The organism is uncultured Sphingomonas sp. (assembly GCF_913062585.1).
Taxonomy (GTDB): domain Bacteria; phylum Pseudomonadota; class Alphaproteobacteria; order Sphingomonadales; family Sphingomonadaceae; genus Sphingomonas.
On record NZ_CAJXWX010000023.1, the window covers coordinates 1 to 14,487 of the forward strand.

A 14,487-nucleotide genomic window follows, 5' to 3' on the forward strand; every position below is an offset into this window, starting at 1 on the left:
CGCCCGCGCCCTCGTCAAAGGCGACAAGCATCCCCGCTACCGGCGCCACCGCAAGGCGGCCTGCCGAACACGCTTACGACGATGCAATGGATGACTGATATGGTATAACACCGCAAATGGCGCCTTCGTTTCAGGGGGACAAGACACCGATGCTACCGAATCTCATCCTGCTGGCGGTTGCCGCAGGACCGACTGCCGTACCGCCCGAGCCTGCCACGTCGCCATCGACGATCGTGGTCGAAGGACAGCGGGATCATTCCTCCACTGTCCAGCAACTGTCGAGCGCTTCGGGCGCCACGGTCGACGGTGTGGAATTCGACCGGCGCAAGGCACCGACGCTGGGCGAGACGCTGGCGCGGGTACCGGGCATACAGAATGACTATTTCGGACCGGCGGTGGGGCGTCCGACGATCCGGGGGCAGACCGGCGGCCGGGTCGCGGTCCTGATCGACGGCCTGCCGACGCAGGACGCATCGGGCCTGGGCGCGGAGCATGCCGCGGCGGTCGAACCATTCCTTGCCGACCGGATCGAAGTGCTCAAGGGCAGCGCGGCGATACCCTATGGCGGTGGGGCGATCAGTGGCGCGGTGAATGTGGTCGATGGTCGCATCCCCACGCAGCGCCATGACGGCGCGCCAACGGGGCGGGCCGAAGTCCGCACCGGCGACAATGTCGGCGTGACGGCCATGGCGCGCCTCGATGGCGGTCGCGGCGCATTCGCGTGGCACCTCGACGGACTCTATCGCTATCAGGGGGATCAGGCGATACCGGGCCGGGCGAAGGCCGACGCATGCCGGATCTGGTCGTCGCTTGTATCGGACGTCCCGCTCCAGGCCTTGTGCCAGGTCCGATTGGCGCGACCGACCTATGCCTATGATCCCGCCATCAAGCGCTATGTCGATGCGACGCCGCTCTCGGGACAGATCATCACGAACTTCGACCCCATGGGCGATGCCGATGGACGCCTGCCCAACAGCGCGCTCCGCACGACGGCGGTCACGGCGGGTGGCAGCATCATCGTCGATGGCGGCTTTCTGGGCCTGTCGATCAGCCGCTACGACAACAGCTATGGCGTGCCCGGCTCACCCTCATCACCGCATCGCGAACCGGCGCCAGCCCGATCGGCGTGACCGTGGGGCAGACGCGCTTCGATCTGAAGGGCGCGCTGTACGATCCGCTACCCGGTATCGCGGCGGTGACGCTGCGCGCGGCGCATGTCCGGTCGCGCGACCGCGAACGCCTGCCCGATCGCGACTGGAGCCGGTTCGACGGCCATGGCGAGGAGATGCGGGTCGAGATCACCCACCGTCCGCTCGGCCCCCTCAGCGGAACGATCGGCGGGCAGATCGCCGATCGCAGCCTGCGCACCGCCGAGACGACCTCTTATCTGCCCAGCGTCGCCACGGCAGAGCGGTCGGCGTTTCTGGCCGAACGGCTGGTGCTGGCACCGCTGACGCTCAGCGGGGGCATCCGCTATGACGCGGTGCGCTACGACCTTGACGAAGCCAGCGTGCGCGCCGGTCGGGGACAAGGTGCGGCCTATGTGCGCGATACCGAATTCCATCTGCTGAGCGGGGATGTCGGCGCGCGCCTGTCGCTGTTCCGATCGCTCTATCTGCGGGGGCGCTGGTCGCATGCCGAGCGGGCGCCGGGGATCAACGAACTCTACGCCAACGGCAACCATTTCTCGATCCTAACCGAGGAGCAGGGCGACGCCCGGTTGCGCAAGGAGCGCGCCGAGACGGTCGAAGTCGGCGGCGGGATCGACACATCCTGGCTGTCGGCCTCGGTGTCCGCCTACAGCACCAGGTTCGTGGACTATATCTATCTCGGCAATACCGGCGTGTCGCGGACCCTGCCGGTACGCGAATGGCGCCAGGGCGATACGCATTTTCGCGGTATCGAGGGTGAGGCGACGCTCCGGGCGACGACGCGGCTCGGGCAATTCGCGCTGCACGGCTTCGGCGATTACGTGCAGGTCCGCCCGATCTTCACCCTGCCCGACGGGTATAGCCCGTTCGACAGCGGTTCGACGGCTGCCTTGGACCGACAATATTATCGGCAACGGCTCGACGGGGATTACCTGCCCCGCACGCCGATGTCGCGTTACGGCGGTGATCTCGGTTGGGAAAATGGTGCGTTGCGCGCGTCGATCGGCGCGGTGCGCTATCTGCGGCAGGCCGATGTGGCGAAGGGCGAGCCGATCTCGAACGGCTTCACGCTGGTCGACGCCCATGCCGCCTATCGCTTTGGCGCGGCGGCTCGTTACGAGGCGTTTGTCGATGTCGCCAATCTGACGGACGCAGAGGCGCGGGTGCACAATTCCTTCCTCCGGCTACGGGCACCTTTGCCCGGACGGGCGGTGGCGGTGGGCCTGCGCGCGGCGTTCTGACGCCGACCCACCCGTCGCGCCGCCTGCTGATGCGGCCGGGGGACAGCCCCCGGCCGCACAGTGTCAGAACTTGAAGCCCAGCCGGGCATAGCCGAACTGGCCCGGAAGGTCGTAGGTGGTCGGGTCGAACCCGCCACAGCTCAGGCAGTCGGGCGCCCGCTGGCCTAGGATATTGTTGACGCCCATGGTCAGGGTCAGCCGCTGCGACAACCAGGGCAGCGTCCAGCCGACCTGCGCATCCAGATATAGGATCGGCTTCATCTCGCGATTGTCATAGGCGGGCTCGACGACCTTGCCGATATAGCGGCCGGTCAGCGAGGCGAGGAACGTCTCGCTCGACCAGTCGATCGTCGCGGTGCTCTTGAAGCGCGGATAGGCCTGGTCGCCGCGTTCGGTGCCCTGGCGCGCCAGCGTGCTGCTGCCCGTCGCGGTCGGCAGCGTCGTCGAATATTCGAACAGGACGTTGCTCGCCCAGTTCAGGCCGAACGTTCCCGCCCCCACGCGCGGGCTGCGATAGAGGAGGGTGATGTCCAGCCCTTCGCTCTTCAGCGAGGCGATGTTCTGGAGCAGGCCGCGAATCTGGGTGATCTGGCCGCTGCCCGTCGCCGAGCGGGTGATCGCGCCGCAGCTGACCGCATCGCGCTGGTTGATGCAATTGGCCAGCAGCACGTCCGCCCCGACCGAGGCGATCGCGTCGTCCACCTTGATCGTATAATAATCCACCTCCAGGCTCAGCTGGCTGGCGAACCCGGCCTCGCGCGCCCAGCTCGGGCTATAGACGCCGCCCAGCACCCAGCTTTCCGACTTTTCGGGCTTCAGGGCGCGGTTGCCGCCGGTCAGGATCGGCAGCTGCAACCCGTTCTGGACGTAATTGACCGGCACGCCCAGCGCGACGCAATTCTGTCGCACCGTGCTGTTGGCGGGCAGGCTGGCCAGGCCGGAACAGGGGTCGATGACGTTGCCGTCGAAGCGCGACGGCGTGCCGAACAGCTCGCCGATGCTGGGTGCGCGGAACCCTTGCGCCCAGGTGCCGCGCAGGCGCAGGTCCTCGAACGGTTTCCAGCTGAGCCCACCCTTCATGACGGTACGGTTGCCGCTGGTCGAATAGTCCGAATAGCGTGCCGCGAACGATCCCTCGAGCAGGCGGAAGAAGGGTACGTTCTTGAGCACCGGGATGCTGAGTTCGCCGTAGACCTCGTTCACGTCGAACCGGCCCGCGCTGGGCTGTGCGGGAATGTCCGAGCCCAGGCCCGCCGCGACGATCGCGTCGGGCTGGAACGCGCCCGTCTGGCGTCGGAACTCATAGCCGGTGGCCAGGCCGAGCGGTCCTGCGGGCAGCTGGAACAGGGTGCCGGTCAGGTTCAGCGTCGCGTCCGCCATGGTCTGTTCGGACCGGTCGCGCTGGGTGAAGGTGACATAGTTGATCATCGCCGGGGTGATCGACCCGGCCCCGCCGAAGATGTTGAACGGCACGCACGCGCCGGTGCAGTTCGCCACCGGGCCGAGCGCCTGGGCGAGATTGGCGGCGTTCACATTGCCATGCGCGACCTGCTTGGCATGGTTTTCGGCATAGATCAGGTTGGCGTCCCAGTACCAGGTGCCCTCGCCGAGCGCGAACTGGCCGTCCAGCGTGCCGGACATGTACATGGTGTCGACGCGCTGGCTGTAATGGCGCGGGCCATTTTCGACGAAGCGCCGCCCGATAAAGCCGTAATTGGCGGGCGTGCCGTTATTGCCCGCGCTGAGCGTCGCGCCGAACGGGTTGAACGGATTGGTGCGGTCGATCGAGATGGTGTCGAGCAGATTGCCGTTGCCGGCATCGGGTCCGACGAACAGCGGCAGCGGCGCGGCCTGATTGTCCGAGGTGCGGCGGTTGTAGATGATCTTGGTGCTCAGCCGCACATTGTCGGCCAGCTCGCCGGTGAAGTTGACGAACGCGCCGAACCGCTCCTGCGGCGTCAGCAGATAGTTGTACGGGCGGAAATTGAAGCGATCGGCGACGGTGAACGCCTTGAAGTCGCTGTTCGCGCCGGTCGGGTCCGAGGGATCGAAGCGCGGCCGGGTCAGCGGGTTGCTCTTCAGCGTCAGGTTCATCGCCGCGCCCGTGACCGGGTTGTTGATGATGAACCGGCCATTGGGCGTGCCCGAGCTGCAGCTGGTGGTGCAGGCGGTCGCACCCGGATCGGGGAAGGCATAATAGGGGCGGTCGCCCGCGAAGACCGAACCCTGATTGATATAGTTCGCGCCCGCCACGATCGAGACGCGGCCGTCCTGCGTCCGATGGCCCCAGCTGAGCTGGTAATTCTGGGTAACGCCGTCGCCCTTGTCATAGCCGCCGAGCTGGGCGGTGGCGAGGAAGCCGTTCTGGCGCTTCTTGGTGATGATGTTGACGACGCCCGCGATCGCGTCCGAGCCATAGATGGTGGAGGCACCGTCGCGCAGCACGTCGACGCGCTCGATCATGCCGTCGGGAATGGCGTTCAGGTCGACCGCGCCGGGAATGCCGCTGGCCGCGCTGCCGTTAATGAAGCGCAGGCCGTCGACCAGCACCAGGGTGCGGCGGCTGCCCAGATAGCGAAGGTCGATCTCGGCCGATCCGGCGCCCACGCCGCCGCCATCGGGCGGATTGCCGTTATTGCCCGAACGGTTGAAGCGCGAATTGAGCCCGCCCGCGGCGCCCGGCAACCTTTGGAGCACGTCGCCGATCGAGGAAAGGCCGGTGCGCGCGATATCGGCGCTGTCGATCGCGGTCAGCGGCGCGGTCTGATCCAGCGGATTGCGGCGGATGCGGGATCCGGTCACCACGATGGTGTCGCCGGTCGTGTTCGAATCGTCGCCGACCGTGGTTCCGGCCGTACCGGTGGCGTTCGTCTGCTCGGCCTGCTGTGCCTGCGCCTGCACCGCCAGCATGAGCGTGCTGACGGCCACGCCGGTCAGCGCCCATCGCCGCATAAGGCCTGGTGAATATGCCATGATCTTCCCCCGTTTGCTGTCTGCCTGGACTCCCGTTCCTGCTGCTGACCTGGGCGACCTCTATCGGGTCGTCCCGAACTTCCACCGGGGACGGGTGGCGCGGCGCTGTCCCCTTCGCCTGACGCGCCGCACCAACGCCCATACCGGCCCTATTCGGTATACGGTATCAGCGACGAGTAATTGTCAATATGCCGCATGGAGAGGCGACCGAGCATTCGGGCCGCTGGTCTCAGTGCCGGCCTTTCCGGCGTCGGGCCCGGCGGATATTCGACCGGGTCCGCCAAAAGGCGTAGACCGACAGGCTGCCGAGCAGGGCCATGGCAATGCCCGACAGGCTTATCGCGAGTTTCCAGACCAAGCCGCCGGTCTTCGCCGCATGAACCGGGTACAGTTTCTCGCGAATCGAGGCGGCGGTGCCGCGCGTCGCCGGGTCGGCCACGCCGACCACGCGCAGCGTTGCCGGATCAACATAGAGGAAGGTCCGCCCGTTCGGCGTCCATTCAAAGGGCTGGCGAAGGCGCAAGGTGATCGGCTGACCGGCCTTGCGCGGCCATTGCAGGCGGCGAATTTCGGCGCCGGGAAACCGGGTGGCGGCATAGCGGAAGAGCGGCGTCACATCCCGGGGAGGCCCTTCGGCCCGAATGGCCGCGAGCTTGGGCGGGCGGGGCGCCGTCTCGGCAAGCCATGATCCGCCCAGCGCCGGAAAGACCATCAGTACCCCGGTCAGCAGCGACACGAGCAGCAAGGGCGCGGCCCCCACCCCCAGGTCGCGATGGTGATGCACGATCGCGCCCGGCTTCATCGAGGCGGGCCAGAGCCGCAGCCGGAAGCGGGTACGGGTTCGCCACCACAGGATGATGCCGGTCGCCACGAAGACCAGGCCGACCAGCCCCGCCACACCGGTGATCGCCTCGCCCATATCGCCAAGCAGCAGATGGTGATGAAGGTCGAACAGCCAGAGTTCCGGCCGCTGCCAGGATGTGGACCAGCGCGCGACGGTCTCGCCCGCCTGGCTGATATAGGCGCCGCTGCCATCGGCGAAGACGAGCTGATGCACGCCCAGGCCGTCGCCGGCAAAGGTGATGCGATCGACCGGTTGCGGGCCGTCCGCCAGCCGATCGGCGATCCGCGCGAGGATCGCCGGGTCGGCGCGGACGGGATCGCCCGCATGGGGCACGAAGGTGAGCTGGTTCCGCCAGACCAGCAGCGCGCCGCTCACCCCGATCAGCGCGAGCAGCAGGCCGCCGATCGCGCCGACCCAGCGATGCAGCAGCGACAGCAGCCGCATCAGAACCCGGCTTGCCAGCTCAGCGTAAAGTTGCGGCCCCGGCCGGTATAGAAGCGGGCATTGTCGGTCGGCCCCTGGGTATCGCTGTAATAGGTCACATAATCGGTATTACCGAGATTCTGCACGCTCAGCATTACGCGGCCTCCCGACACGTCATAGGCGATATAGGCGTCGAACAGCCGGTAGCCGACGAAATCATTGGCGATCGGCTGTCCCTGGAAGCGGCGCGACAGATAATAGCGGCCCTGCACGCGCGCGCTGAAGCGTCCGCGATTATAGTCGAGATTGAGGTTGAGCCGGTCGGGCGAGATATTGGCCCCGTCCAGGTCGGCGTCCATGATCCCGTCCCCGTTGGTGTCCGTGCGGCCGGTGACATGGCTGAAGCCGGTGCCGACCTTCAGGCCCGGCAGCGGGGTACGGACGGCTAGGTTCAGCTCGAGGCCGCTAATGTCGATCGGCTGGCGCGAGACGTTGAAAAAGCCGTCGCTGTTGCGCACCAGAAGCTGGCCCAGATCGCTGGACGACCAGTAATAGGTGGCGCTGGCTTCCAGCGGGCCCCGGTTCACTTCCACTCCGATCTCGCGATTGTTCGAGATGACCGGGGTCAGATCGAGGAAATTGGCGATCCGGATGTTGGGCTGGCTGATGCCGCGCAGGACGCGCCCGATATCCGCAATCGTATAGCCCTCGGCATAGCTGCCATAGGCGCGGATGCCCTTGACCGGCTCGAACACGACACCGCCATTCCACAGCGCCCGACGGAAGGAAGGCTTGCCGCCGATCACCGCGCGCGAGCCCGAGGTGGCCAGCGTGGTATAGTCGGGGATGTCGAGCTGTACATTCTCGTACCGGACACCGCCGGCCAGCCGGACCAGGCCGTCGAACAGCTTCAGATTGGCCTGCCCGAACGGCGCCAGGCTGCGGAAATCGGTCTGCGGAACCCAGGCTCGCCCGGTCTGCACCAGTTCCTGCCGCGTGCGGTCGAACAGCGCGTCGAACCCGGCGGTCAGCGTCAGCGCCTCCAGGCCCGGCACGGCGCGCTCATAGCTGATCTTGCCGCCCAGTTTCCGGGACACGTTGCGCGACTGGTCGAACAGCGTGCCGACAGGTGCGATCCGGGCGTCCTGGAAGGTCGCGATGATCCCGCCGCCAAAGGTGTCGCTGGTGCGATTATAGAAACCCTGCAGCGTGAAGGCGCCCCCGGCCAGATCGCCATCGGTCAGCGAGGCCGAGACCATCTGGGCAAGGCCGGTCGACGGCTGCCCCGGTGACGTGCCCGGACGGCTGGTCGCGGGAATGCCGAGCGTCCGGTTGCCGTCCACCGGGACATAATGATTATTGCCCTCCAGCCGGAAGCGGTTGGCGATCACCTCGAACCGGGCGGTGTCGGACAGATCGACTCCGACCCGGCCGAAAAAGGACAGGCTGTCGGTATCCTGGATCTCGCTCTGGTTGCCGTCCAGGCCGATGCGGCGGTCCCGCCCGTCGAGAAAGACCCCGCGCCGCTCGAAGGCGACGCCGCCGGTGGCATCGAACCGACCGCTGCGAAGGCTGACCAGCCCGGCGACCTTGCCGCCGAGCGACGCGCCGGAGAAATCATTGCCGCTATTGCCCTGAATCAGGGTGCGTCCGCTCCAGCCATTTTCCTTGGGCGCCTGGACCGTGACCTGGTTGACCACGCCGCCGGTCGCACCGATGCCCTGCAGGGCGTTGGAGCCATAGATCACCTCGACCCGGTCGATGAAGAAGGGGTCGATCGTATAGCCGTCGCGCGCGCCGTCGCGGATCGGCGTCGTCTGCGGAATGCCGTTGATCGCATAAAGCGGCGAGCGGCCGCGAAGCGTCTCGCCAAAGCCGGTGATCTTCTCCCGCGTGGGCGAAAAGGCGGGCAGGAGCGCGGACACCGCATCGACCACCGATCCGGACACGGCGACCTGACGCGACAGGGTCTCGCGGTCGATCACATCGACCGTCAGGGGCAGCGCGCTGGCGGGAAGGATCGTCCGCGCGGCCGTCACGACGACGTCTTCCCGCTTGGCGTCCCCGGCCTCGTCGCGGGTCTGGCTGTCCTGCGCGCTGGCGCTGCCCGTCCACAGGGTGGCGGCGGCGATCATACCGATTGCGATCTTCATGGTCTTCCCCTTCGGCGGGGCGCATAGAAGGTAGACGCTGTTTTTGCAACAGGCTCGCATTAGCGTTTGCGGGATGCTGCGAATCCTGTCGTGGATCGGTATGAACCGAACGGGCGCGAATCGCCTAGCTGCCCATTTCGGGCAGTGGCGAAAAGTTAAGGCAAGGCCGCAAAAAGACCCGATCTGGCAGGCCCGTGCTTCGATTCAGATTCCTCGATACGCGCCGCCTTCATGACGGGAAAGCGAGCCTTTTCGTCGTCGGCGATGCGACCGGGTTGATCATGGCCGGGGATCTTAACCAAAGGCTTTTACCAACTGCGTTAGCGGCGTGTTTAACGTATGTTTATAAATGCCGCGTCTTGGAGGAGAGATGCGTTTTTTGACCTGTCTGACGCATGACCATGATCTGCGTCTGGTGCTGTTGGCTGCGGCATTCTGTCTGATCGGCTCGGTCGTCACGATACGGCTTATCCAGCGGATGCAGTCGGCCGATCCCGGAACCCATCTGGCCTGGGTGTTCATGGGTGGCGTATCGACCGGCGCGACCATCTGGTGCACGCATTTCATCGCGATGATCGCGTATCAGCCGGGGATGGCGGTCGCCTATGACCCGCTCATCACCGGTCTGTCCCTGCTTATCGCCATTATGGGCAGTTCGGTCGCGCTGGCCCTGGCGGTCCGGCCCCGGGCGTCCGCGCCGGCGCTGGGGGGCGCGCTCTTCGGCCTGGCGGTCACCGCCATGCACTATACCGGCATGATGGCCTTTGCGGCCAAGGGGTTGATCCAATGGTCGACCGCCTATGTCGCGGCATCGGTCCTGTTCGCCATGATCTTTGGCGCGATGGCCTTTGTTCGCGCCTTGTCGAGCGGCGAGCAGGGCGATGTGTGGTCCGCGACCACGCTGATGGTGACGAGCATCGTCCTGCTTCACTTCACCGGCATGGCCGCGCTGGCGATCGTGCCCCTGTCGCCGGAACTGGGGCAGCCGGACAGCCATAGCGCGACGATGATCATGGCATGGGCGGTCGCGGGGGTCGGCATGCTGGTGCTCGGCACGGGCTTTTCCACCTATGTCCTGGACATCTCCGCGCGCGTCACGTCGCAGCGCCGCCTGGCACGGGTGATGGAGGGCAGCGTCGACGCCATGATCGTTGCGAAGGACGGTGCGATCGTCGCCGCGAACGGCGCCTTTGGCGAGCTTCTGGGCATCGACGACGATGTCGTGGGCCAGTCGCTCGGCCGCTGGGTGCGGGACATCGCCGCGATCGAGCCGGGTGCCCTGGCCCAGCGCACGCTCCAGGCCCCCGACGGCACCGCCATACCGGTCGAGATCGCCTTGCAGGTCGACCGCGAGCACGACACCGCCTATATGATCTATGCGCTTCGCGACGTGCGCCAGCGGCTGGCCCAGGAGCGTCGCATCGCGCATCTCGCGCGCAACGACAGCCTGACCGGACTGCCCAACCGCGCATCCTTCCTGGAATGGTCCCATCGCCAGACCGCGCCCGACGGGCCCGGCCAGCGCCTGGCGCTGCTGTCGATCGACCTCGATCGCTTCAAGGACGTCAACGACACGCACGGCCATGCCGCCGGCGATCATCTGCTGACGATCATCGGAACGCGCATGAAGCAGTTGCTGCGCCCCGGCGAGTTCATCGCCCGTCTGGGCGGGGACGAGTTCGTGGCGTTGATCCCCATCGTCGAGCATGAAGAGGCGATCGACCTGATCGACCGCCTGCGCGGCGCGATCACCCAGCCGGTCGATTACGATCACTCGTCGCTGAGTTGCGGCATGAGTGTCGGCGTCGCGCTCTGGCCGCAGGATGCCGGGGAGATATCGGCGCTGATCAACAATGCCGACCTGGCCATGTACCGGGCCAAATCGAGCATCGCGACCGACTTCTGCTTCTATGAGGAGGATATGGACCAGGCGGTCCGCGCCCGCCGTCGGATCGCGACCGAATTGCGCGACGCGCTGGACCAGGAGCAGTTCGCGCTCCACTGGCAGGTGCAGACATCGGTCGAGACCGGCGCGATCACCGGTTACGAGGCGCTGCTGCGCTGGACCAAGCCCGACGGTACCCGGGTTTCGCCGTTCGAGTTCATCGGGATCGCCGAGCAGACCGGCCTGATCCTGCCGATCGGCGAATGGGTGCTTCGACGGGCCTGCCAGGAAGCGGCGGCCTGGCCGGAGCCGTGGAAGATCGCGGTGAACCTGTCGCCGGTCCAGCTCGGCCATGTCGATCTGCCCCGGCTGGTCCATCAGATCCTGGTCGAGACCGGCATCGCGCCCACTCGGCTGGAACTGGAGATCACCGAGTCCGCGATGATTTCGGACCCCGAGCGTACGACGCATGTGCTGCGCCAGTTGAAGGCGCTCGGCGTGTCGATCGCGATGGATGATTTCGGCACCGGCTATTCGTCGCTGTCGACGCTGCGCTCCTTCCCCTTCGACAAGATCAAGCTCGACCGCTCGTTCATGACCGAACTGGACATTGCGCCGCAATCGGCCGCGATCATCCGGGCGGTGCTGGCGCTGGGCGAAAGCCTGTCGATCCCGATCCTGGCCGAGGGGGTCGAGACCACCGCGCAGCTCGACTTTCTCCGGGCCGAGGGCTGCAACGAGGCGCAGGGGTATCTGCTCGGCCGCCCCGGGCTGATCGACGTGGATGGGAGGGTCGTGGATCCCGGCGGCGCCCGGTGTGCCGCCTGACGGGGTTCCCAACCCGCGCGCACCATGATCTGATGGCAGGATAAAAGCCGGGAGCGACCTGCAGCATGAAGATGATCGGCCTGATCGGCGGAATGAGCTGGGAAAGTTCGGCCGAATATTACCGCATCATCAACCAGCGGGTGCGGGACCGGGTGGGGCCGACCGCATCGGCCCCCTGCCTCTTATGGTCGTTCGACTTCGCCGAGATCGAGGCGTTGCAGCACCGGGGCGACTGGGCGGGGCTGACGGCGCGGATGGTCGATGCGGCACGGCGGCTGGAGGCGGGCGGGGCGGAGGTGCTGCTGATCTGCACCAACACCATGCACCGCATGGCCGATGACGTTCAGGCGGCCGTGGGCGTGCCTTTGCTCCATATCGCCGATCCCACGGCGGAGCGGATCAAGGCCGCCGGTTTCGGCAGGGTCGGGTTGCTCGGCACCGCCTTCACGATGGAGCATGGCTTCTACAAGGGGCGGCTGGCCGACCGCCACGGGCTGGACGTCATCGTCCCCGGGCAAGAGGATCGGGCCACCGTCCATCGCATCATCTATGAGGAACTGGTCGCGGGAAAGGTCCTGCCCGCCTCGCGCGATGCGTACCGGGCGATCATCGCCCGCCTGGTCGAGGATGGCGCGCAAGCGGTGATCCTGGGCTGTACCGAGATCATGCTGCTGGTCCGACCCGAGGACAGTCCGGTGCCGATCTTCGACACGACCGCGCTCCACGCCGCCGCGGCGATGGAATGGGCGCTGAGCGGGTGATAGACCGCTCGAGGGATCAGAAATATTTGAGCCAGCCGATATCCCGGCGGCGCGCCTTCAGTTCGGCGAACCAGCGCGTGGGCAGATAGAGCGGGACGATCAGCGCGATCCACAAAAGCCAGACGGCGGGGATGGAGGGCAGGCCGAAGACCGATCCGTGATTGGCGCCCCACAGGCCGAGGCACAGCAGATAGAACCCGCGCAGCACATAGAGGTGGAACAGGTAGAAGAACATCGGCGCCCCGCCCAGCACCGCCAGCCAACCGACCGGCCGCGCGCCGGCGATCCCCTCGAACCACGCCAGCAGCAGCAGCCCGACTCCCAGTGTCGACAACAGGAACAGCAGCGACGGCGGATATTTGGTCAGTGCCAGGAAGCTCATGGCCGAACGGAGGGGCGATCCCGGCACCACGAACCATGGCGCGTCGCCATAGATGTTGAGCACGCGCAGCATGACGAACGCGATCAGCATCGCCGATCCCGCCCGCACCAGCCGCCGACGGCGCATCGCGGCGTCGCCCGACACGAACCAGGGACCGGCCGCCCAGCCCAGGCAGATGACGCCGAACCAGGGCAGCACCGGATAGCTGAACCGCACGGGGAAGCCGCCGAAATGGACGATGTCGCGATCGTGCAGCAGCGCCCATGGCAGATGGAGGGGATGGCCGGCCGACACGGCGATCGGATCGAGCAGGTTATGGCCCGCCACGACGATCAGCCCGATCGCCGCGACCATGGCATGGGGCAGCCGGATCAGCGCCGCCAGCACGATCATGCTGAGCCCGATCGCCCAGATGACCTGCAGATACAGGATCGTCGGCGGAAACTGTGCCCGCCACACGAAATTGACCAGCGTGAGTTCGAGCAGCACCAGGAACGCGCCCCGTTTCAGCAGGAAGGCGCTGGTTTCCGCCCGGCTGTGCTTCTGGGCGTAGAGATAGGCGCTGAGCCCGGTCAGCGCGACGAAGACCGGCGCGCACACGGTGCTCGTCAGCCGGGTGAAGAAATAGACGGGCCCGGTGGTCAGCGCGTCGACGGGATCGCCGACGGGAACCCATAGCAGGAACGTCTCGCGCACATGGTCGAGCAGCATCAGCAGCATGACGAAGCCGCGTAGCGCATCGATGCTCGTCACCCGCGACGTCGCCCGGGCGAGGACGGTGGACGGCGTTTGGGCGAGGGTGGCGGGGCGGCCTGGCACCGTCGAGATGCTCGCCATAAGCGGGACTCCAGCAAGATGATCGCATCCGCCAATGACATGGAATAACATCACGTTCAACGCCGGAAGGACATGGTGCATTTCTACCCCGCGCCGCCGGTGATCGGTCCCGATGACTCCATCTCGGGGCGCATTGAGGCGATTTTGGTACAAGACTACCCAGGGCTACCTGCAAAAATACCAGGAACGGCTTAACCTATCATAGGTTTATGCGGCCTGATCGGTTGCATCTTCGCCGCCGGTCGCACGGGAGACACCGGGTGGCCAAGTCCGCCGCAAAGACTGGCGCAAGCATCGGCCTCACCCTTGTGGTGATGGCCTGCACGCCGCCGTCGACGCGGATCGCCACCGGGCTGGAGCGTTATGGCCTGGACAGCCAGCGTTCGACCTGTGTCGGCCAGCGGCTGGAGCGCAACCTGTCGCTCGGCCAGTTGCAGCAGCTGGGCAACGCCGCAGCGGCCTATCGCGGTGACGATCCGAACCCCGCGCAACTGAGCGTCGGCGACCTGATCCGGGTTGCTGGCGAGATCAAGGATCCGAAGGTCGCGCTGGAAGTCGGCAAGGCCGCCGCGGGATGCGGCATTGCGCCCTGATCCCCGCAATCTCTTCCTTCTTCATACGGAGACGAACGATGAACAAGCATGAACTGCATGGCAATGCGCGCCATCTGGGGGGCAAGGTGGAGAAGGCCGTCGGGGATCTGGTCGACAGCCGCGACTGGAAGGTGGCGGGCGTCACCGACCAGGTCGCGGGCAGCGCCGAGCATCTGTTCGGCCGCGCCCAGTCGGTTGCTGGGGAGGTGGCGGACGCGACCCCCAGCCTGATCGAGGAGGCACGCGAACGCATCGGCGACGCCACCGATCGCTCGGTCGCTGCCGCCCGTCGCGGCTCGGACAAGGCGCTGAAGGCGGTGCGCGCCAATAACGGCAATAACGGCGTTGTCTGGGCAGTCGTCGCGGCGCTGGGCGGCTATGCGCTCGCCGCGCTGCTCCACGGGCGCCGGGACTGA

Annotated in this window: 10 protein-coding genes; 6 read left to right on the forward strand and 4 right to left on the reverse strand. The window is 66.6% G+C overall.

What is annotated here, in order from left to right:
• Positions 1 to 149: 149 nt before the first annotated feature.
• Both QZ546_RS13940 and QZ546_RS13945 read left to right on the forward strand, forming a co-directional pair.
• Positions 150 to 1,130 (forward strand): TonB-dependent receptor plug domain-containing protein, encoded by a 981-nt coding sequence (locus QZ546_RS13940; protein WP_294238692.1) that lies wholly within the window; start codon positions 150 to 152, stop codon positions 1,128 to 1,130.
• Positions 1,127 to 2,392, forward strand: a complete 1,266-nt coding sequence (locus QZ546_RS13945) for a TonB-dependent receptor (RefSeq protein ID WP_294238695.1) — start codon at positions 1,127 to 1,129, stop codon at positions 2,390 to 2,392. The genes QZ546_RS13940 and QZ546_RS13945 overlap by 4 nt, the downstream gene beginning before the upstream one ends.
• Before the next feature lie 63 nt (positions 2,393 to 2,455).
• Here the strand turns inward: QZ546_RS13945 and QZ546_RS13950 are convergent, their stop codons facing one another.
• From QZ546_RS13950 to QZ546_RS13960, 3 genes are all read right to left on the reverse strand, one after another.
• Positions 2,456 to 5,365: a TonB-dependent receptor gene (locus QZ546_RS13950; RefSeq protein ID WP_294238698.1), complete on the reverse strand. Its 2,910-nt coding sequence runs from the start codon at positions 5,363 to 5,365 to the stop codon at positions 2,456 to 2,458.
• A 229-nt stretch (positions 5,366 to 5,594) separates the two neighbouring features.
• Entirely contained in the window at positions 5,595 to 6,653 is a 1,059-nt protein-coding gene (locus QZ546_RS13955) for a PepSY domain-containing protein (RefSeq protein ID WP_294238701.1), read from the reverse strand.
• The gene (locus QZ546_RS13960) at positions 6,653 to 8,785 is read right to left on the reverse strand and encodes a TonB-dependent receptor (protein ID WP_294238704.1); all 2,133 of its coding nucleotides are present in this window, start codon (positions 8,783 to 8,785) and stop codon (positions 6,653 to 6,655) included. The genes QZ546_RS13955 and QZ546_RS13960 overlap by 1 nt, the downstream gene beginning before the upstream one ends.
• 370 nt (positions 8,786 to 9,155) lie before the next feature.
• On the opposite strand from QZ546_RS13960, the gene QZ546_RS13965 reads away from it, so the two are divergent.
• The gene (locus tag QZ546_RS13965) at positions 9,156 to 11,498 is read left to right on the forward strand and encodes an EAL domain-containing protein (RefSeq protein WP_294238706.1); all 2,343 of its coding nucleotides are present in this window, start codon (positions 9,156 to 9,158) and stop codon (positions 11,496 to 11,498) included.
• 65 nt (positions 11,499 to 11,563) lie between these two features.
• Positions 11,564 to 12,259: an aspartate/glutamate racemase family protein gene (locus QZ546_RS13970; RefSeq protein ID WP_294238709.1), complete on the forward strand. Its 696-nt coding sequence runs from the start codon at positions 11,564 to 11,566 to the stop codon at positions 12,257 to 12,259.
• Positions 12,260 to 12,275: 16 nt separating this feature from the next.
• Here the strand turns inward: QZ546_RS13970 and QZ546_RS13975 are convergent, their stop codons facing one another.
• Complete coding sequence (locus tag QZ546_RS13975) at positions 12,276 to 13,478, reverse strand: heparan-alpha-glucosaminide N-acetyltransferase domain-containing protein (RefSeq protein WP_294238711.1); 1,203 nt, start codon at positions 13,476 to 13,478, stop codon at positions 12,276 to 12,278.
• 260 nt (positions 13,479 to 13,738) lie between these two features.
• On the opposite strand from QZ546_RS13975, the gene QZ546_RS13980 reads away from it, so the two are divergent.
• Together QZ546_RS13980 and QZ546_RS13985 are read left to right on the forward strand one after the other, a co-directional pair.
• Positions 13,739 to 14,071, forward strand: a complete 333-nt coding sequence (locus tag QZ546_RS13980) for a hypothetical protein (protein ID WP_294238714.1) — start codon at positions 13,739 to 13,741, stop codon at positions 14,069 to 14,071.
• Between the two features lie 38 nt (positions 14,072 to 14,109).
• Positions 14,110 to 14,487 carry a CsbD family protein gene (locus QZ546_RS13985; RefSeq protein ID WP_294238716.1) on the forward strand — a complete coding sequence of 126 codons (378 nt, stop codon included), beginning with the start codon at positions 14,110 to 14,112 and terminating at the stop codon, positions 14,485 to 14,487.